Raw genomic sequence first — 20,231 nt, 5'->3', positions numbered from 1 at the left:
CGACAAGAAAGTCTCATTGTAGGGAAGAGTTATCATTTTTACAATGAAGGTATGAAGGGGAGGGATATGGCATGCAACAAACATTGAAGGAACCGCATCTCATTGGGAAAATAAATATTCAAGCAGCGGGTCCCCGCTGTAAAATGCTGCTCGGCGATCTGAACGGGGACGGCAGGATGGAGGTTCTTATGGTGCATCCTGACAACCGTCAGGATGTGAGGTATATTCCCCATCAGGTGCAATGCTTGACCGCGTTCGACTTGGAGGGGAACTTGCTTTGGCAAACCGGTAAGCCGGATCCCGGAGCGGGAAGCCAAGGATCGGATTATCCGGCGCAAATTGCTGATATTGATGGGGACGGACGTTTAGAGGTTTTGTGTGTCATGGACGATCGATTTGTGATCTTGGACGGTCAGAATGGGCAGGTCAAAGCATCACACGATTTGCCGGGCGAGCATGCGCATGATTGCATTATCGTAGCTAATTTGACAGGCGGTAATATAGCAGGAGATATCATCCTGAAAGACCGCTACCATACCCTGTGGGCGCTCGATCGCGAGTTTAATCTCCTGTGGAAGCACGAAGGAAACCCAGGGCATTTCCCTTGGGTTTATGATTTCGACGGCGACGGGCTCGATGAGGTTATGGCCGGTTATGACCTGCTTGACCACGATGGCCAGCTCTTGTGGAGCTGCCGGGATTTGGACGATCACGCCGACTGTATTTGGGTTGGCGATGTGAACGGAGACGGAGAGCCGGAGCTTGTGATCGGCGGCAGTGTCACGGTCATGTATGATCGCCACGGCCAAGAGTTGTGGCGTTACGAAGGCTCGATTGAGTCGCAGCATATTGCGCTCGGCCGGTTCCGCAGCGATATGCCGGGACTTCAGATCGCAGGCCTCGATCGTCTCGTGCGCGAGGATGACGGCAAGGGCCTGAAAGGAAAAGATGCGCTATTTCTTTTGGATAGCGAGGGGCGGGAGATCTGGAAGGAAGATCGCCAAACCGACGGTTGGCTAACCATTATTGAACCTCTACGCGGCTGGGAGAAAGGCGCAGCGGATTACATTTTAGCTTATCGACGTGGTGGAGGCGTCTTTCCGACCTTATATGACGGCGACATGAACGCGGTCGTTTCGTTTCCGCTCGAAGGTTATGCGGTACATGCCGATTTGTTCGGCAGTGGGACCGAACAGGTCATTATCTTTAATAATGAGACGATGGCTATTTATGCGAGTGAGCCCTATGATGTGACTCAGAAGCCTTCCGGTGTTCCGCTGCCGCAACCGAAACGGTTATCCAGCTCCACGCTGTACCCTGGCGGCGAGATCCCGATTTAATGGAGGCAGACATGAATATGAATCCCTATTTTCAACCAAACGAATCGATCGCTGGTAAAGCGAAGTCGGACGAACATATACTGGCGGCTGTCGCTGGAAGATTCATCGGTGCTAACCCTAAGCATCCGCCGGTTTATCGAATCTATTCGACGGAAGGCTTCCGACGCAGTGCGGATTACCGTTATGAGATGGACCTTGCACAGAGATGGCCGGAGCTGGAGCATGGACAATTCGTCTATGTATGGGGGAAATTGTGGAGTGATGGGGAAATCGACCATCCATTCAGTATCAGCTGCTATTGTCCTGTACGGGTTATCGTGAACGGAACGTTGCAATTCGCCTCGAACTTGAATGAAGATGTGTTTCCAGATCGGAGCAGCTTTTTCCGTGCCAAACTTGGCAAGGGCTGGAATCACATCGTCTTGGAATTCGTGGCAACCGCAACCGGCTGTGGCGGAAAGTTCGGAACAGGAAGCATTAAGGGCTTCCCGATGCACATGCTTGCTCCATTGGCAGACCGGGACGGTCAAGAAGGTTGGGTATACAGCCGCCCGCAATCAGTGGCATGGGAAGCCATGCCGGGTGCTGGGGACGAGCAAGGCCAAGAGGAGTGGCTTCCGCGAATGGCATGGACACCACAGGAGCGGAGCTGCGGATGCTTCAGCCGCATCTACGGCCAAAAGCTGGGGCAGCTCGCCTATGCGTGGACGAAGCTGGAAAACAGAAACCCGGGCGTGCAACAGGTCAGGTTTACAGGTGAGTATCAAGGTGCTCTGACCGTTTATTTGAATGGCACTCCCGTATTTGAGAGGAATGAGCGCCCATCGGCTGGCCTGTTCGAGATGACACTTTCGATCCCGTTTGGTGTACATGATCTCGTTGCCTGCTCGGTCTGCGAGGGTCCGATTTGGGGAATAAGTCTGGAACTTGTTGGCGTGAGTGGGGAAGAAGCCGCTCTTGTGAAGCGAATCCCGCCGTATCCGGTGGAAGGGCTGACGGATGGTTGGTTGTACGCAGGGCCTTTCTTAGCTGAAAATGCTCCGGATTGGGCTGCAATGACTCGCATGCATGCACCGATTGGTTCAGAAGGAGAGCGCACATTCTGGCGTGCCGACTTGCCTGGAGCTTGGGTACGGCCTTATCTGGAAAATGCCATTTACGGCAAATGGAACTATCCGCTTGGCGTGACGCTTTATGGCATCTTGCGAACAGGTCAGGAGTTAGGCGACCCGCATTATATGAACTATGCGGCCGATCATATAGAACAGTGCACCTCCATGTTCGCTTACAGCAGTTGGGACCAGGCGCAATACGGTTCACCTGGCGTGAATCACCAGCTGACGCTGATCGACAGCCTGGATGATTGCGGTTCCTTCGGTGCAGCGATGCTGGAGGCAAACAAACTGCGGGCGTTGGATGGCGCAGAGGCGGCAGCCGAACGCATTGCATTTTACATTACGCGGGAACAAAGCCGGCTGGAAGACGGGACGTTGTATCGAACGCGGGGGACAACCGATTTCATGAAGGATACAGTTTGGTGTGACGATTTATATATGAGCACGCCGTTTCTCTGCAAGTATTACGAGCTTACAGGTGATGCAGCTTATCTGGATGATGCGGCGAATCAGTTTTTACGGTATAAAAAGCTGATGTTCATCCCTGAGCAAGGCATCATGCATCATGTGTTCGATTTTAAATTTGGCAAAGGAAATAGCGTGCCGTGGGGACGAGGCAATGGTTGGGTGCTGTTTTCGTTAACGGAGCTGTTGGCCGTCATGCCTGACGATCACTCGGACCGCCCGGAGTTATTGGCCTTTTTCCGTGAACTGTGCGAAGGTTACAGCCGCTTGCAGGGGCAGCTTGGTTTGTGGCATCAAGTGCTGACGGATCCTGAATCGTATGCGGAGGCTTCCTGTACATCGATGTTCATCTACGCATTCGCCAGAGGTGTTCGTTTCGGCTGGTTGGAAGAGGCGGCTCCTTATGTGCAGGCTGTGCTGCGAGGCTGGGAAGGTTTGACGCGTTATGCGATTGACAAAAACGGAAATGTTTACGGCGTATGCCGAGGCTCGGGGTATTCGTTCAATAAGCTGTACTATAAAGACCAGCTGTCATGGCTGCTGAACGATACGCATGGCATCGGCATTGTGCTTTTGGCGGGGATAGAAACGATTAAGCTGCGAAAGCATCTATCGGCTTGCAGCCACTAAAATAACCGGCATGACCCTTTGGGTTGTGCCGGTTTATTGTTTTTTCATTGAATTATTCCGAGTTAAATAGTAAGATTAATTTTAATTTCTCGCTTGCTCATTTCATTTATTTTACAGTCGAGAACGGTGTGCTGATTTTTTTCTTTTTAATAAAACCTTGATAGGACAAGCTTTTCGGACAATTAATTCAAATTTTAATCATTAGTACAAAAACTAAATATATATTCATACACGCATTTTATACATAATTAAATTAGTCGGAATTAGCCGAGTGACAATAGCGTTTGACGGAGGAGAGCTAGCAGATGAGTTCAAAAGGAGGCAACCTATTTTCAATTCTCAACATCATTTTTTTAGTTGCGTTAACCCTGGCCACTCTCTACCCGATGTGGCGGGAAGCGGCCGTGTCCTTCAGCGGTATGGAGGAGGCGATGAAAGGCGGCCTATTTCTGTGGCCAAGAGATTTTACTACGGATGCTTACGTCAACATCTTGCATTCCCGGTATTTATGGCTTGCGTATGGCAACAGTTTATTTATTACAGTGGTTGGAACATTCATCGGTGTATTTCTGACGGCAGCAACGGCATTTCCCCTCATTAAACAAGACTTGCCCGGTAAAAAATGGTTCGTTCTGCTTATTTTGTTCACGATGTTGTTTAGCGGTGGAATTATCCCTACCTATTTACTGGTAAAAAGCGTTGGACTTATCAACTCTTTATGGTCGTTGATTCTGCCGACGGCGATATCGGCGTATAACGTCATCGTTATGATGAGCTTCTTTCGGACGCTCCCCCGGGAATTGGATGAATCGGCAACCATGGATGGGGCTCATGCCATTCGTATTTTTGGCAGCGTTATTCTCCCTCTCTCGAAACCGGTGCTCGCAACAATTGCCTTATGGGAGGCGGTTGGGTATTGGAACAACTATTTGCAGGCGCTCTTTTATCTGAATGACAAAAGCAAGTACGTACTTCCCGTTCTTCTCCGGGATATTATCAACGGGCAGACCATCGCCCAAATGACGGGGGAAAGCACAGGTTCCTCAACGGAATCGGTCATCGCAGCAACGACGATTATGGCGGTGCTTCCGATCCTTATTGTTTATCCGTTTTTACAAAAGTACTTCGTACAGGGGACCTTGATCGGTTCGGTTAAAGCTTAAGATAAGCTTCGGATTTAATATTATTGTTGAGTAAATTGAATAGATTGTACAGGAGGGGACAATTCCATGGCATTTCATACATATAAGACGGTTCTTATCTTAACTATAGCAGCTAGCCTTACGGCCGCGTGCAGCAGTAGCCCGGCGTCCGAGAACAGTGGGTCGACAAGCGCGCCTAGCGCAGCAGCTCAGCCAAACAATGCTTCCGGCGGGGACTCTGCCAAGGTTACATTCAAGATTTTCCGCAACTTCCAAGCACCTGAATACCCGGCAGATGGCGGGCCAGCGAAGCAAAAGGTGTTGGCAGCGCTGGATCAAGCGGGAATCAAAGGGATTGATTACAACATTTCCATGGCTTCCGGGGATGAGTACAAGACCAAGCTGAACTTGCTTGCTTCTTCCGGGGACCTGCCGGATTACTTTAGTGTGCCGGATCTCCTGACACTGAATCGGTTGACGGATGAAGGCTTGATTCTGCCATTGGACGATTTGTTAAAAAATGCGCCTAATGTTACGAAGTTTCTGAAGCCTGAGGATTTGGACATTCTCAAGTACAAAGGCAAGTTGTACGGTTTGCCGCCTGGTTACCGCCCGGAGACCTTCAATGGACCTAACGTGAATGGGCTGCTCATACGTCAGGATTGGCTCGATGCAGTCAAGCTGAAAACGCCGACCACGTTGGATGAGCTTCATGATGTGCTCAAGGCGTTCACGTTTAATGATCCGGATGGGAATGGAAAAAAGGATACATTTGGCATAACGACTAACAAGCTTCTCGGAGCCGGAGCCAATGGGAATTATTTCAGCACAGTGTTTGGCGCTTTCGGTGTCGTTCCGACGTTCTGGCAAGAGCGTGACGGGCAATTGAAGCAGGGAATGGTCCTACCGGAAACGAAGCAAGCGCTTGCTTTATTACAAAGCTGGTACAAAGAAGGCATTATCGATCCGGAGTTCCCTATTATGGAAGCGAAGCAAATGAACGAAAAGATCATTAACTCCAAAGCGGGCATTTTCGAAGGAACGGCGTTTGATGCTGATCCTACAGGTGCCAACTATAGCGCTTTGAAAAAGACCGTTGCGACAGCGAAACTTTCCTTCCTTGCACCTCCTGCCGGCGCAAGCGGGAAAAAAGGAGCTGCCGAGAATTCGCCGGCCTATAGCGACATTCGGGCGATTTCGGCCAAAGCCAAAAATCCGGAGAAGCTGATGGAGTTGATTAACTGGTCAGCAGGTCCAGGCTTTGATCTGGTCACTTACGGGATCGAGAACGAGGATTATCAATTCGATAAAGACAAAAATAAAATTAAGCTGCTTGTGCCGAATTATTCCGAGCTTTATAAGAAAGGGTATTCGAATCCGATTCGCTTCCTGCAAGTCGTAGACCGCCGTTGGTTAACGGACGAAGCGACAGCGGCGATGACCATTTCCAATGACCCTCAGAATCTGGTTCACAACGAGTTCTGGAAGAGCGTGCAGGCCATGAACGACTACCCGGATATCAAAAAGCTATGGGATGAATACTTCGCCAAAATTGTCACCGGTGCCTGGTCCGTCGATAAATGGGATGAACTAGTCAAACGGTATTACCAAGAAGGCGGGCAAGAAATAGAGAAGCAAGTTAATGCGGAATGGAAAAAAGCGAAATAATCGGCATGTAAACACAGGACGACGAATCGAATCATGCTTGAAAAAGAGAGGGGACAGTCTATGTTTAATAAAATATTCGTATCCTATATGACTATCATAGTGATCCTCATTTTGGCGGTCGGTTCGTCGTATCTGATGATTGTATCCCACGATATCAAATCCGAGCTTGCGCGTTCGTCTCAGAACGAAATCTCGGGCATGATGAAGCATGCCGAATCATTGATCGAGAATATCGAGCAGCTGTCCCTGCAAGTTTCTCTTAAGCCAGGAGTCAATGAGGCGTTAACGAATCCATATCCTTTTTCCATTTTGCAATATGGAGCATTAAAGAATCAGTTGAAAGACGAAGTGAATTCCAACAATCTCTTATATTCCATCTATTTGTATTTTCGTCTGAACAACCGGATTCTCACGACGAATGAAGGCATCTATGCCCTGGATCAATTTTTTGATAAGCAAATCATTACGACAAACTTTGAAGCCGGCAGCAGCAAAGGTTATCAGATGCGCAGTCTGAAGGATACATCACCTTCGGAGCCGGTTGATCTGCTTACCTTTCACAGGCTAGTACCTTTGACCGCCAAAGAACCTCTTGGGGAACTCATTCTGAATGTGAAGCGTCAAGCGTTCTTCGATGCCTTGTTTCGTTATGCGAATGTGGATAGCAGCAAAATGATGATCATGGACAGCGAAAGTTATACCATTCTTTCAGAAAATAGTGCCAGAAGCAAAGCACTTACGAAGTCTTTACAATCTTTGAAGGCGGGACATTCACTGACCGATTCCTCAGGGATGGTGCAAGTACAGGGGGAAGACGAGACCTATTTCCTCAGCTATGCAAGGTCTGATACGACCCCATGGATGGTTGCAGAACGCATCCCCTACTCGGTTTACCAAGCTGCCTGGAAAAGTAAGGTGCATGCTGCAACTCAGGTGGCGGCAGTCATTATTTTGATCAGCATAGCGCTTGCATGCCTCTATAGCATTCGATTTACCAGACCATGGAAGAACATGGTAAGGGACTATGTCGAACAACAGGTGGGGCACCCGGGGAACATGGTGAAAAAGGATGAAAGCCAGCTGGTCGCCGAGGCGATCCGGGAGCTCGTTTCAGAAAACCGCTACATCAAACAAACCCTGGAGCAGAGTAAACCGATCATCCGGTTCCGGTTGATCTATGACATTTTAACCAATCGGGTGTTCGAAACCTCGGTGATGGCGAATCGACTTCAGCATCTTGGCATTGTATTCCCCCATTCTTATTACGCTGCCATCATTGTCCGAGCAGACATGCAGCTATTGGAGGACCAGGAAGACTACAACGAAATCCGCTTGCTGCTGTTCAGCACCATCGAGAAAGAATTGAGGAGGCGCCTGTTTGTTGTAGGCACAATCCTTGAAAACCATCAGTTTGGGTTTATTTTGAATGCCCCTGTTGCTACTTACATGACCCAGCTAAAACTGGAATTGGATGCCTGCTGTCAGGCGGCGAACCGGATCGGGCAGGAGGAATTCGGCATTACTCTGCAGATTGCCCTAGGGGGCCTTTACTCGTCAATGAACAGTTTGAACAAGTCGTACCACGAGGCCAAACGTGCGCTGCACAATACGGCTTGGACCTACCAAACCGATTGTGTTTTTTTCGAAGATACAGCGGATTCCAGAAAATGGAGTTATCCACTGGCTATTCAGAAGGAGCTGCTGCGTCGGCTTAAGTCGGTAGATAGAGAGTCAGCCAAGTTGTCTCTCGATGAATTGTTCGACCGTTATATGGTCGGCAAATCCTATACCCGAGATGAAGTGCAAGACACCATCACCTTGATGATGGGCGCGATTGTGCAAGAGCTGTATGAGGATGGTTATTCGCTGGATAAGGTCCATTTACGGTTCCAATCCGTTAGTGAATGCGAACATATTGGTCAAGTAAAGGAGCTGTTCTATGGCTATATCACCGACATCATGAACTTGCTTGAACAGTTCCAGGATAATAAGATGAGCAATGCCTACATCAGCAAGGCAATTGACTATATGCAGACCTATTACGATCGGATCGAATCCATCGCGGATATTGCCGATCATGTCGGTGTCAGCTCCAGCTACTTAAGCCGAATGTTTCGTGCGGAGACCGGGAAAGCACCGCTTGATTACTTGACCCGACTGCGTATTGATAAAAGCAAGGAGCTGCTATTCGTAGGCAATTGCCAATACTCGTTGCAGGAAATTTGTGGTCAGATCGGTTACCACGATGTGCAGAGCTTCATCCGATTTTTCAAAAAATGGGAAAAAATTACCCCGGGTGAATACCGCAAGCTTCAGTTAGAAAAAGGAGGTGCCTTATGAGCAGTCAAGCGAGCCATCCAAAGCCTTCTGTTTTAGGTACAAAAGCAGCGCCATCCAGCTCTTTTATTCGCAAGCTGCTGAAGTATAGATATTATTATGCATTGCTGCTGCCGGGCCTTATTTATTTTATTGTATTCAAGTATATCCCGATGGGCGGCGTTATTATTGCTTTTAAAGACTATAAGCTAACGCAGGGGGTAATTGGAAGCCCTTGGGTGGGGCTAAAGTGGTTCCGTATTCTTTGGTCAACAGGGGATTTCTGGAATGCGCTCTACAATACGTTACTCATAAGTTTTTATAAGCTGATTTTCGGTTTTCCTGCGCCAATTGCTCTTGCCATTTTGCTGAATGAGGTCATCCATCGTAGATTCAAAAGGATCATTCAGAGCATTTTGTATTTCCCGCACTTTTTATCGTGGATTGTTCTGGGAGGCATCTTGTTCGCTATTCTATCGCCGGGAACAGGCTTGATCTCGTGGTTAGGGTTCAGCAGTTCCCCGTTGATGCAGCCTCAGTCGTTCCGCTCATTACTCGTCGTCTCGCATATTTGGAAGGAAGTGGGCTGGGGGACGGTCATTTATTTGGCGGCGATTGCAGGAATTAATCCGGAAATGTATGAAGCGGCACGCATGGATGGCGCCAATCGCTTCCGGTTAATCAGCCACGTGACGCTTCCGGCGATATCAGGGACGATCGTGATTATGCTGATCCTCCGAACAGGGCAAATTTTATCCGCAGGATTCGATCAGGTCTTTATTTTATCTAACGATGTTGTGCTTCATGTTGCGGATATTTTGGATACGTATGTCTATCGTGTCGGGCTCAGTTTGGGGCGGTTTTCGATTGCGACTGCCGCAGGATTATTTCAGTCCTTGGCCGGTTTGCTGCTGCTGCTGTTTACCAACTGGCTGGCGCGCCTATTCAGCGATCAAGGATTATGGTAGATTGCAAGAGAATATAGTTAGGGATCAGATGAAGGAGGCGTGATGTTATGGGAGAAAAGGGAGCCGTACGTCCGAACGTTATCGTATTTTTTACCGATCAACAAAGATGGGATACCACAGGGGTGCATGGCAATCCACTGGGGCTTACCCCGAATTTCGACCGAATGGCGGTCGAAGGTACGCATGTGTATCATTCGATCACATGCCAACCGGTATGTGGCCCCGCTCGATCTTGCCTGCAAACCGGCAAGTATGCAACGTCTACAGGCTGTTACCGCAACGGGATTCCGCTGCCTGCTGAAAGCAAGACATTAGCCCATTATTTCCGTGATTCAGGATACCATACGGGGTATATTGGCAAATGGCATTTGGCTGGCACAGAACCTGTACCTGAGGAACAAAGGGGTGGCTATGAGCATTGGCTAGCCTCTAATGTGTTGGAATTTTCCTCCGATGCGTACGATACGGTCATGTACAATAATGATAACGAACCCGTTAACCTGCCGGGGTACCGAGCGGATGCTTTAACGGATGCCGCGATTCAATTTGTACATAAGGAGCAGAAACGGAACCGTCAGGAGAAGACGGAAGATCCTTTCTTCCTATTCGTGTCCTATATCGAGCCTCATCACCAAAATCATCTGGACAATTATCCGGCTCCAATCGGGTATGAGGATCAATATAGCGGACGTTGGATACCGCCGGATCTCGCTGCTCTCGGTGGAACTGCCCATCAGCACTTAGGCGGTTACTACGGGATGGTCAAGCGGTTGGATGAAGCGCTTGGCCGCCTGATTGATGCATTGCGAAGCCTGCAATTGCTAGATAATACGATCGTGTTGTTTACATCCGATCATGGTTGTCATTTCAAAACGCGTAATTCTGAATACAAGCGTTCCTGCCATGATAGCTCGATTCGAGTTCCAACGGCTTTGATAGGGCCAGGCTTTCAGGCAGGAGGTAGAATTCAGGAGCTGGTTAGCTTGCTGGATCTGCCGGCTACCCTGCTAGACGCAGCTGGTATTCCTGTACCGGAAAGTATGCAGGGGCGTTCCATCTTGCCTTTGGCGCAAAAGAAAAGTGTGGATTGGCCGAAGGAAGTGTTTTTGCAAATCAGTGAATCCGAAGTAGGTCGGGCAATACGGACGAATCGGTGGAAATACAGCGTCCATGCGCCAGACAAAAATGCTTGGAATGATGCGGCATCGGATGTGTATGAGGAGCAGTTCTTATACGATCTTCATGCGGATCCGCATGAGTTGAGCAATCTCATCGGCGTGGAAAGCTACGCCGCCATTACGGCTGAACTGAGAGAGCGACTTCTTGCCCGCATCGTTGAAGCAGGTGAAGAGGAGCCTGTGATACGCCCTGCCATAGCTAGAAAGCTGGAGCAGAGAAGAATCTCGGTTGCGGAAGTAAGGGTGCCGCTATAAAAAAAGATTTCTTCATGTATATTTAATTGAATTCGGGGAATACTAGTTTTTATTGCGTGAAAAGCGGAAAAGAAAGAAAACCTGTTTACCGGATAATGTTCGCTTAGAAAAATGATATCCAAATTGGAATAGAAAATTGTATGAAGTATTGCCTGCAGCATGGTTAAATTCTACTGCCACATCAAACGCAACAAAAAAAGAAGCTTGGATCTGTGATCCGGCTTCTTTTTTCATTTCCTACTTTTTAAGAAAATACTTTTCCAGGTCATCAAGCAGTAAGTTAGCCGCTTTAATGCCGCCGGCTGTATTCCAAATGGCGTCGCTAACTTGTTGCACATTGCCTTTTTTAACTACATCTAAATTTTTCCATAGAGGGTCGTTTAGCCACTCCTGCTCAATTTTGCTGCCTTCGCCTTTATCATTCTCATAGGTGAAATAGAAAAGCACGTCGCCGTTCATATCCGGAATTCGTTCTTTTTGCACATCATCTGCAAATTTTTCTTGATCCTGCGGTGCTGGACGCTGGAAACCAAGCTTTTTCAAGACAACGCCAGAGAATGTATCTTTCATATAAATCCGAACTTTACCCGGCATGAAGCGAACGATGGATACTTTGGTGTTGAGTTTGTCTCCAGCTTTTTGTTTGAAAGCCGTAATGCGATTCTCGAAATCACCGATGATTTTATCGCCTTCAGCCTTTTTGTTCAAAGCTTCCGCGTACACACGATAGTTAATTTGCCAATCGCCCATAAGCTTTTCGGAAAATACAGTTGGCGCGATTGCGGACAGTTGCTGATAGACCTTCTCTTGACGCAATTTATTACCGATGATGAGATCCGGTTTCAGGGAAGCAATCAGTTCCAAATTGGGCTGATTCTCGTCTCCTACGACTGTAACACCTTGCATGTCAGCCTTAATATGCTCATACCAGTCACCCGTACTTGTAAAAGATTTTACAGCGCCGACAGGTTTGATACCTAGGCTTAAAACGGCCTCTGTTCCTTCGTTCGTCAGAACCACGACCTTCTTAGGTGTTCCCGGTATTTTCGTTTCACCCATGGCATGTTTTACGGTGTATTCTGCAGAGCTGCTCGGTTGTGCTGACGGTGAAGGTGCAGGCGAATTGCTTGCTGCTGCCTTATCTGTCGTCTGGGATGTTGGTGCTTGTTGACCGCAACCTGCCACAATGAGCACACATGCTGTGATAAGGATTAGCGCCATACTCCTGAAATTGCGGAACATCTGGACATTTCTTCGTAACATTGATCTCTGTACCCCCTGATGAAGATGATTATTATGAGAATGATTATCATTTTCGTGTCTAATTCTATTCATTATGGGGCAGATTGTCAAGGTATAATTGGTGAATTTGGCATGGGGATCAAGCGTGGAGTGGGACTGACCGCCGTCATACGCCGACTTCCCAATGCGCGCCGATGATTAGCGAGCGTTGGGAAGTTGATCGTAGTGGATAAGTATCGCTTGCCAGTGCGGAGTTGTGCCGGATAATCAGCAGGGGAAGGGAACTTGAGGGCGCTATTTTGCTCAAAACTGTCCATTTGGTTCTGCCAAGGGAACTGTGGTTCACTATTTCGCCGTTGCGGGCGGAAATTTGGGGGATTGGGGCGAAATAAGACCCTGTAGTTCTCCACCAATTCGCAGAATCGTGATTTTGGGTTAAATAAGGGACTGGAGTTCTCCTAAAAACCGGGCAGGGCAAGATTGCTCATTGAAGTTCCTCGATGGGCAGGGCAAGATCGCTCAATGAAGCTCCTTGTACGGGCAGAGCAAGTTCAATCATTGAAGCTCCTTGAGCGGTTCAAAATTGGGATAAACATACGGCGAGCTGGGCGCTGGGATCTTATCAATTTGCGTGGCCTTAATGATGAAAATATCATTGCCATTGTAGCTGCCATTTTGAACAGTTCCCGTGACCTTGACCCACATGTCTTTGGGGTAAGTCGCCGCAGTGGGGAAGTCAATCATAACGCCGTAAGGAGTCGCATCCGCGGAACAACAGCTAACCGCAAAACGGCCAACGACAAACTGGTTGCTGGTCATATTGTCTTCCCGATAAACGAAGCCGGTGAGCTCAATTTTTTTACCGATAAAATTGTTTTTGAATAAGTCGATCGAGGAGAGGATCTCCATATAAATTTCCGGTTTCACGACGATGGTATCCTTTTTATAAAGGATCATGCCGATTTTGGAAAAGTCTTCGTCCCACTCCTTATCCGCTTGAAATAATTTCTGCAAGTCCGCATCCGTGTTTGCGGGAGCCGGCATCTCCGTGCTTGGCATGGAGGGAGCCGCTGCAGGGGCTGGATCCGTCGCTGTTGTCGCTGTATCTGTCGCTGTATCTGTCGTTGCTTTCGATGTTGTTGTCCCTGTAATCGTAGTCCCTGTCGTCGGTGCCGCCGTTGTCGACGTAAGAGTCGATTTAGAAGCGGAGAGATTCATCCCTTTGGCAGCGACCATCGTACTGCTCAATGCCGTATCCGGCAGCCCAAAACCGATGAACAACGGTATTATCAAAAGCCCGTACGCCAGCGTATTCCGTACAACGGAGCGGGAAACGGGCTGTTCGCATTCACAGGTGACAGGCTTTCCCCAGTAGGCACGTAAGGCCATGTAGCCTTGAAAACAAGCAATGATATACAGGACAACAGAAGCCATTTTCACATAGATCATCATGCGCGGCGCAATGTAATACGTAAGGGCATCCGATCTGGAAAGGACTACAATATAGCTAGAGAATCCCAACAAAATTGCTGTGCGTAAGAAATAATGAAAACTGATGATACGAGCTTGACTCAATTTTATTCCTCCTCGGAAGCCAATTTTATAAGAAGTGCTGGGCGAGCAGCGAGCAGCTGAGAACCGTAATGACAATCAAAATCGAAAGCAGGAGCACAAATTTAGATTTAAAAATGGAAAGCAGCATGAGCGTGCTTTTGAAATCCAACATGGGCCCAAATACCATGAAGGTTAGTAGAGATCCGGACGTAAACGAAGTCTGAAAAGAGGAAGCGACGAAGGCATCCGAGGTCGAGCATAGCGAAAGTATGTAGGCAAATCCCATCATAAACACATGGGAACTGATCGGACCCTGACCTATGGCAAGGAGGCTTTCGCGCTGCATAAAGATTTGAATCAGAGCCGTAAGCAGGGAACCGAAGATCAAATATTTGCCCATTTCGAAAAATTCATCAGAGGCATGCACGAAAAAGGTGTTTATTTTGCTTACGAAGCCTCCCCCTTGATGCGAATGGCCTTCCCAATCAGCTTGATTTGAGAAGTTAGCGCGGCTGTTGCGCAGTGGATTGCTTTTGACAAATCGATAGAGGATGAGGCCGATGATTACAGCGGCGGCAAAAGCTAGTCCTATGCGGGAATAGGCCATAGCAGGGTGATTTCGGAAGGCCATGAAGGTGGCTGCAAACACAATTGGGTTAATAATCGGACCGGTCAGGATGAAAACAACGGCTATGTAAACAGGCATTCCTTTGAGAATAAGCCTTCGTACGACAGGAATCATACCGCATTCGCACATGGGGAAAAGGATACCTAGCAAGCAGGCAAACAAAATGCCGAGGATAGGGTTCTTTGGAATAAAGCGACGAATTGTTTGTTCGGATACAAAGGTTTGAAGCAGCGATGAAAGCAATACACCTACCAATATGAAAGGGAGGGCCTCTAACAGGATACTTATAAAAATAGTTTTAAATGCTTGCATAGACTCCGTTTGCAGGATTACGGGCAGCGATACATTTTTGTTCCAAAAGATGAGGACGAGAAGGAGGAAGATGAGGGCGGTCATGAGGTGCATACTCACGCGAAATACGGTGTTCGGCATTAAAAAAGGCTCCTTCCTGTTATCTCGTTTGAGAGTCATTCAGCCGTTTTTTCCAATCTTCTTCGAGCAATTGCACGTCCAAATCAAGCCCTATGAGAACCAGATAAGGAGCTTCTTGATAGGCAGCAGGTTGCCAAGTCGTACGTTTGCCTGCAAATTGCAGCAGGAAAGCTTCGCGTTTGGTGCCAATTCGTAAATAACCTTTGGCGCGAAGCAGCGATTTTCCCCATTTTCCCAAGTAATATTCCACAAGACTTTGAGTGACCACAACATCATGTCCAATTGAAATGGCGAGTGTTTGAACACGTGAGAAAGAAGCAGTGTGCTTGGAAGCTGTCCGCGGTTCTTGTACAGCTTTGACTACGCGCATGTTTATACTTTTACTCAAAGTAGGTGTGGCCCGGGGTTGCGATTGTCTGGATGGGAGGCTGCCGAAAAGCTTGTCTAAATCCAGTTGACTGAATGTCGTAGGCAGCAACAAGGCTTGACTGTTGAATTTGCGAACCGTTTTCTCGATAGACTTCAGCTGTTTGTCTGAAATGAGATCGATTTTGTTCAGTAGAAGAAGGTCGGCAACTTCGATCTGTCTTCTAAGCGTATGAACGAGCTCGCGATCTGAAGCAAAAATACTGTTGTAATCTAGCACATGCTCGGCGTCAAGAACCGTGATGGTCGAGTGAAGTTTTACATGAGGCAGCAGGGCAGGTTCTGTTAAAGCATCGACGATTTCTTCGGGGTTAGCGACACCGGTTAACTCGATGAGAATGACATCCGGCTTACGTGCTACTAGTTGTTTGAGCGAATCTTGGATATCGCTTTTTTTGGTGCAGCAAATGCAGCCATCCAGCAGTTTCGCCAGAGGAAGGTGTGGAGAAATGTCCAACAGCAAATGCCCATCGACATCCTGTTTCCCCAATTCATTCATTAGAACTGCTGGCATGAGGTGATAGGCGGCAGCTTCTCGGAGCATGCGAAGAAGTAGCGTTGTCTTGCCGCTGCCTAGAAATCCACTCAGTATGATCACGGGTACTTTATTCATAAGGAGATTCCCTTCTCTTTTAAATGTAATGTTTACGAATTAGATTGTAGTACAAATAAGGGATGGCTGCAAGATAAGCTTTTAAAATGAAAGAAAATGAAAGGGCAAGAAAATAGGTATCTGTTGATTTTGGTGTTGACAACGTCTTTTTAACAGGCTATATTTGTCGATGTAATAGTAATTATTACGATTTAGTAATTCGGTTGTTATTACTATTACATATATAAGCAGGTTCATTTTTTTTTATTAATGTTTATTCGTAATTTTTACATGTAAGGAGGATTGCACGTATGTTAGTGGCTTCTTTGAAAGCGGTGGAGTTCGGATATAACGATATTCCCTGTATACAAGATGCGAATGTTGAGATTCAATCCGGTGAGTTTGTTGCGGTTACGGGTCCCAATGGCGCAGCGAAGTCAACCTTGCTTAAGCTCATGTTGGGCTTGCTTGAGCCATGGAAGGGGAGAGTATTCCTGTCATCAGCGAATGAAGAGGGCAGGAGGCTGAGAGTGGGCTATGTATCCCAGCAAATCTCGGCGTTTAATAGCGGATTCCCAAGCACAATCCTGGAGTTTGTCCGTTCAGGCAGATACGCGAGCGGCTCCTGGTTCAGGAAGCTGTTGAAAGAAGATGACCGCTTGACAGAGATTGCGCTGAGGCAGGTGGGCATGTGGGATTTGCGGAAGCGTAAAATAGGGGAACTCTCCGGCGGACAGAAGCAGCGGATCTGCATCGCCAGAGCTCTCGCTCAGGAGCCGGATTTGCTTGTGCTAGATGAGCCTACGACAGGAATGGATCAAGATAGCCGATGCGGGTTCTATCAGCTTATGCATCATCAAGTCAAAGTTCACGGACGCACAGTCATTATGGTGACGCATAATCTTGAAGAAGCAGCCCCTTATCTCAATCGAATCATTGAACTGGAAAGAAAGGAGGACGGCGGATGGAAATGCTGCACTACGACTTCATGCAGCGGGCATTTTGTGCCGGTGGGTTAATCGCGATCATAGGTTCCATTCTCGGAGTGTATCTAATGCTTCGAAGACAAGCGCTCATGGCGGATATGCTCTCGCATGTCTCTTTGGCGGGCGTAGCGGGAGGTGCTTACTTGCATATCAACCCTACGTTATCCGGATTTGTTGTGGCAACTTTGGGGGCAATCGCTGTTGAATACGTGAGAAGGTCCTATAAATCCTATAGTGAGATTTCAGTTGCCATCATCATGGTTGGCGGCTTGTCTTCCGCTGTCATCATCATGAGCCTTAATCCAAGTGTAAATAAGGGCTTTTCCGCCTATTTATTCGGTTCCGTCGTTGCCGTCAATGAAGTAGAGCTGCTGCTCATGTTCCTTGTTGCTATCATAGGCGGTCTTTTCTTCTTCGTATTTCGCCGACCGTTGTATCAAATTACGTTCGATGAAGATACAGCGAAAACGAATGGATTGCCGGTGAGGTGGATTTCCCTTGGCTTTAGTGTTTTGACGGGCATGATCGTGGCCGCTGCCATGCCGATTGTCGGCGTGCTCCTCGTATCCGCGCTTATTATACTTCCAGCGGCATTAGCAATCCGGATTGCGCCCAGCTTTGTTTCGTCCCTTTTTATCGCCAAGGGGATTGGTTTGGTCGGTGTTTTTTCAGGCCTTACAGCTTCCTATGAATTAAGCACACCGCCTGGCGGAACCATTGCGATTCTTTTATTAATCGTTTTAATTACTGGCTTAAGCATCAAAAAGTTGATTGTAAAATTCAGCAAAGCCAGTAGCCGAAAAAATCTTCAAGCCGAACAAGCGGCATTCAGCGCTCTGCTTCCATCTTCACAGGAGTCTGCTTGATGCTTATCATTTCACATCTATTTGGAGGAATTAACGACAATGAAAAATTCATGGATGGCAAAATCACTCGTATTCACTACGTTATCAACACTCATTTTATCAGGCTGCGCAGCCCAGTCCTCGGGCACCGGGAAACTTAACGTCGTCACCACCTTTTATCCGATGTATGAATTTACCAAGCAAGTAGCTGGGGAGCATGCAGACGTTATCGCTTTAATACCCGCTGGTACAGAGCCGCATGATTGGGAGCCGAGCGCCAAAGATATGAAGAAAGTGAGCGATGCCGATGTGTTCGTGTTCAATGGGATCGTTGAAGGTTGGGCCGAACAGGCGCTTGCGAGTGCAGGCAATTCGAAGCGGGTTGTTGTGGAAGCCAGCCGAGGCATCGCGTTGATGGAAGGGCTGCCGGAAGAAGAAGAGGGGCACAAAGATGAACACAAGGACGAACACAAGGAGTCTGCTGACGGTAAAATCCTTGATCCGCATGTGTGGCTAAGCCCTGCCCTCGCTCAAAAAGAAGTGGAGTCCATTGTGGTTGGGTTGACCCAAGCGGATCCTGCGCACAAAGAGGACTATCGGAGGAATGCCGATGCTTATATCGCGAAGCTCAAAGCCTTAGATGAATCCTTCCGTACGGGTCTCAACAATGTGAAACAGAAAGATTTCGTGACACAGCACGCCGCATTCGGTTATTTGGCCAAAGAATATGGATTGACACAGGTGCCAATCGCAGGACTCTCGCCGGAAGAAGAGCCATCACCGGCTAAAATGGCCGAGATCATCGATTTTGCCAAACAAAATCAAGTCAAAACGATTTTCTTTGAAACATTGGTCGATCCGAAAGTAGCCCAGACGATTTCCAAAGAAATCAATGCCAAAACGGATGTGCTGAATCCATTAGAGGGCTTGACGGACGAAGATAAGAAGCAAAATCTGGATTACATCGCGATTATGACCAAAAACCTGGAAGCACTCAAGAAAGCTTTGAATGAATAGGAATGGAGAATGAACATGACAGAACATAGAACAGAACATAGAACAGAACATAGAACAGAACATAGAACAGACCATAGAACAGACGATAGAACAGACCATAAAATACCAGTTACGGTTTTGAGTGGGTATTTGGGAGCCGGTAAGACCACCTTGTTGAATCATGTTTTACATAATCGGGATGGCTTGAAAGTTGCTGTTATTGTCAATGATTTAAGCGAAGTCAATATCGATGCCGGGCTTATTCGTGAGGGGAATGGGCTGTCTCGGACGAATGAGAGTCTAGTTGAAATGTCCAATGGCTGCATCTGCTGCACGTTGCGGGATGATTTGCTGAGGGAAGTGGAGCGGCTTGCCAAAGATCAAACATTTGACTATATCCTGATTGAGTCAACCGGTGTCGGCGAACCGCTGCCAGTGGCTCAAACCTTTACCTATATTGATGAGGAACAGGGCATAGATCTTTCCCGGTATTGTCGGTTGGACAGCATGGTGACGGTTGTAGATGCTTACAGGTTCTGGACGGACTATTCTTCAGGTGAAACGCTGCTGGAACGGAGTCAAGCCGTCGGGGAAGATGACTCAAGAGAAGTGGTGGATCTTCTGATTGATCAAATCGAATTCTGTGATGTGCTGATTTTGAATAAATGCGACATGCTGGAGGAAGAGGAGCTGGATGAGCTGGAAGGCGTTCTTCGTTTGCTGCAGCCAAGAGCTAAGTTTATTCGCTCTGTTCATGGGCAGGTGGCGCCAGCGGACATTCTGAATACCCATCTTTTTGATTTTGAAGCGGCTAGTACGTCCGCAGGCTGGATGAAGGAGTTGGCGAAGGAAACGCAAACTCCCGAAACCGAGGAATATGGGATTTCTTCCTTTGTGTACGAAAGGGCGCGGCCTTTCGAGCCTTCGCGGCTGATGAGCTGGATGGCAGATTGGCCTGCAGAGATCGTAAGAGCCAAAGGTATCATGTGGCTAGCTACCCGGAACGATCATGCCCAGAATTTGAGCCAAGCGGGCCCGTCTGTTCGATTCGGTCCTGCAGGGTATTGGATAGCTGCGCTTCCGGAAGATGAAAGAGACGCTATTCTTGAGGAGGAAGATGACCAGATCCCACATTGGGATGCCACTTACGGAGACCGAATGAATAAGGTCGTGTTCATTGGGATTGAGATGGATCGGGCTGATATTACGGCTTCGCTGGATGGTTGTTTATTGACCGATGATGAGATGCTCAGCGATTGGCGTCAATTTGATGATCGCCTGCCCAATACAGTGACGGAATTCGAGGATGCTATGGAAGCATAGTTGTGGAAGGAACTAGGGTCCGCTATTTGGCCAATTTCAGCTGGAAAATGCACCATGTGGACAAATAAGAGCCTGTAGTTCCGCTCGGGTAGCAAATAGCTCAATTTTTCCGAAAATAGAGGACGCCAGT

The 20,231-nt window shown here is 47.9% G+C and carries 15 protein-coding genes; 11 read left to right on the top strand and 4 right to left on the bottom strand.

What is annotated here, in order from left to right:
• Positions 1-71 precede the first annotated feature (71 nt).
• The 7 genes from ACKTT9_RS26830 (at position 72) to ACKTT9_RS26800 (ending at position 11,077) form a co-directional block, all read left to right on the top strand.
• Entirely contained in the window at positions 72-1,340 is a 1,269-nt protein-coding gene (locus ACKTT9_RS26830) for an FG-GAP-like repeat-containing protein (protein ID WP_407868307.1), read from the top strand.
• Between the two features lie 11 nt (positions 1,341-1,351).
• On the top strand, positions 1,352-3,550 hold the full coding sequence (locus tag ACKTT9_RS26825; RefSeq protein ID WP_407868306.1) for a glycoside hydrolase family 105 protein: 2,199 nt from the start codon (positions 1,352-1,354) through the stop codon (positions 3,548-3,550).
• Between the two features lie 305 nt (positions 3,551-3,855).
• Entirely contained in the window at positions 3,856-4,713 is an 858-nt protein-coding gene (locus tag ACKTT9_RS26820) for a carbohydrate ABC transporter permease (protein ID WP_407868305.1), read from the top strand.
• A 66-nt stretch (positions 4,714-4,779) separates the two neighbouring features.
• Complete coding sequence (locus tag ACKTT9_RS26815; RefSeq protein WP_407868304.1) at positions 4,780-6,360, top strand: hypothetical protein; 1,581 nt, start codon at positions 4,780-4,782, stop codon at positions 6,358-6,360.
• Between the two features lie 60 nt (positions 6,361-6,420).
• A complete protein-coding gene (locus ACKTT9_RS26810; RefSeq protein ID WP_407868303.1) occupies positions 6,421-8,700 on the top strand; it encodes a helix-turn-helix domain-containing protein in 2,280 nt (759 codons plus the stop codon).
• On the top strand, positions 8,697-9,644 hold the full coding sequence (locus tag ACKTT9_RS26805; RefSeq protein ID WP_407868302.1) for an ABC transporter permease: 948 nt from the start codon (positions 8,697-8,699) through the stop codon (positions 9,642-9,644). Before ACKTT9_RS26810 ends, ACKTT9_RS26805 begins: the two co-directional genes overlap by 4 nt.
• A gap of 47 nt (positions 9,645-9,691) precedes the next feature.
• Positions 9,692-11,077, top strand: a complete 1,386-nt coding sequence (locus tag ACKTT9_RS26800; protein ID WP_407868301.1) for a sulfatase-like hydrolase/transferase — start codon at positions 9,692-9,694, stop codon at positions 11,075-11,077.
• Between the two features lie 237 nt (positions 11,078-11,314).
• On the opposite strand, the gene ACKTT9_RS26795 is transcribed toward ACKTT9_RS26800, so the two are convergent.
• The 4 genes from ACKTT9_RS26795 to ACKTT9_RS26780 all read right to left on the bottom strand — a co-directional run bounded on the left by ACKTT9_RS26795 (position 11,315) and on the right by ACKTT9_RS26780 (position 15,972).
• Positions 11,315-12,340: an ABC transporter substrate-binding protein gene (locus ACKTT9_RS26795; RefSeq protein WP_407868300.1), complete on the bottom strand. Its 1,026-nt coding sequence runs from the start codon at positions 12,338-12,340 to the stop codon at positions 11,315-11,317.
• 534 nt (positions 12,341-12,874) lie between these two features.
• Entirely contained in the window at positions 12,875-13,894 is a 1,020-nt protein-coding gene (locus ACKTT9_RS26790; protein ID WP_407868299.1) for a TIGR03943 family putative permease subunit, read from the bottom strand.
• 25 nt (positions 13,895-13,919) lie between these two features.
• Entirely contained in the window at positions 13,920-14,933 is a 1,014-nt protein-coding gene (locus ACKTT9_RS26785; RefSeq protein WP_407868298.1) for a permease, read from the bottom strand.
• A 19-nt stretch (positions 14,934-14,952) separates the two neighbouring features.
• Positions 14,953-15,972, bottom strand: a complete 1,020-nt coding sequence (locus ACKTT9_RS26780) for a CobW family GTP-binding protein (RefSeq protein WP_407868297.1) — start codon at positions 15,970-15,972, stop codon at positions 14,953-14,955.
• Positions 15,973-16,262: 290 nt separating this feature from the next.
• Here ACKTT9_RS26780 and ACKTT9_RS26775 point away from each other — a divergent pair, with 290 nt between their 5' ends.
• From ACKTT9_RS26775 to ACKTT9_RS26760, 4 genes are read left to right on the top strand one after another with little or no spacing between them, the layout of a single operon-like run.
• On the top strand, positions 16,263-16,970 hold the full coding sequence (locus ACKTT9_RS26775) for a metal ABC transporter ATP-binding protein (RefSeq protein ID WP_407868296.1): 708 nt from the start codon (positions 16,263-16,265) through the stop codon (positions 16,968-16,970).
• Entirely contained in the window at positions 16,916-17,803 is an 888-nt protein-coding gene (locus tag ACKTT9_RS26770; protein WP_407868295.1) for a metal ABC transporter permease, read from the top strand. The genes ACKTT9_RS26775 and ACKTT9_RS26770 overlap by 55 nt, the downstream gene beginning before the upstream one ends.
• 39 nt (positions 17,804-17,842) lie before the next feature.
• The gene (locus ACKTT9_RS26765) at positions 17,843-18,799 is read left to right on the top strand and encodes a metal ABC transporter substrate-binding protein (RefSeq protein WP_407868294.1); all 957 of its coding nucleotides are present in this window, start codon (positions 17,843-17,845) and stop codon (positions 18,797-18,799) included.
• A 15-nt stretch (positions 18,800-18,814) separates the two neighbouring features.
• Entirely contained in the window at positions 18,815-20,101 is a 1,287-nt protein-coding gene (locus ACKTT9_RS26760) for a GTP-binding protein (RefSeq protein ID WP_407868293.1), read from the top strand.
• Positions 20,102-20,231 lie beyond the last annotated feature (130 nt).

It is taken from the genome of Paenibacillus sp. P36 (genome assembly GCF_045866505.1).
GTDB lineage: Bacteria > Bacillota > Bacilli > Paenibacillales > NBRC-103111 > Paenibacillus_E > Paenibacillus_E chondroitinus.
Note: the sequence above shows the minus strand (reverse complement) of the source record. Positions and strands in the feature narration are given on the sequence as shown.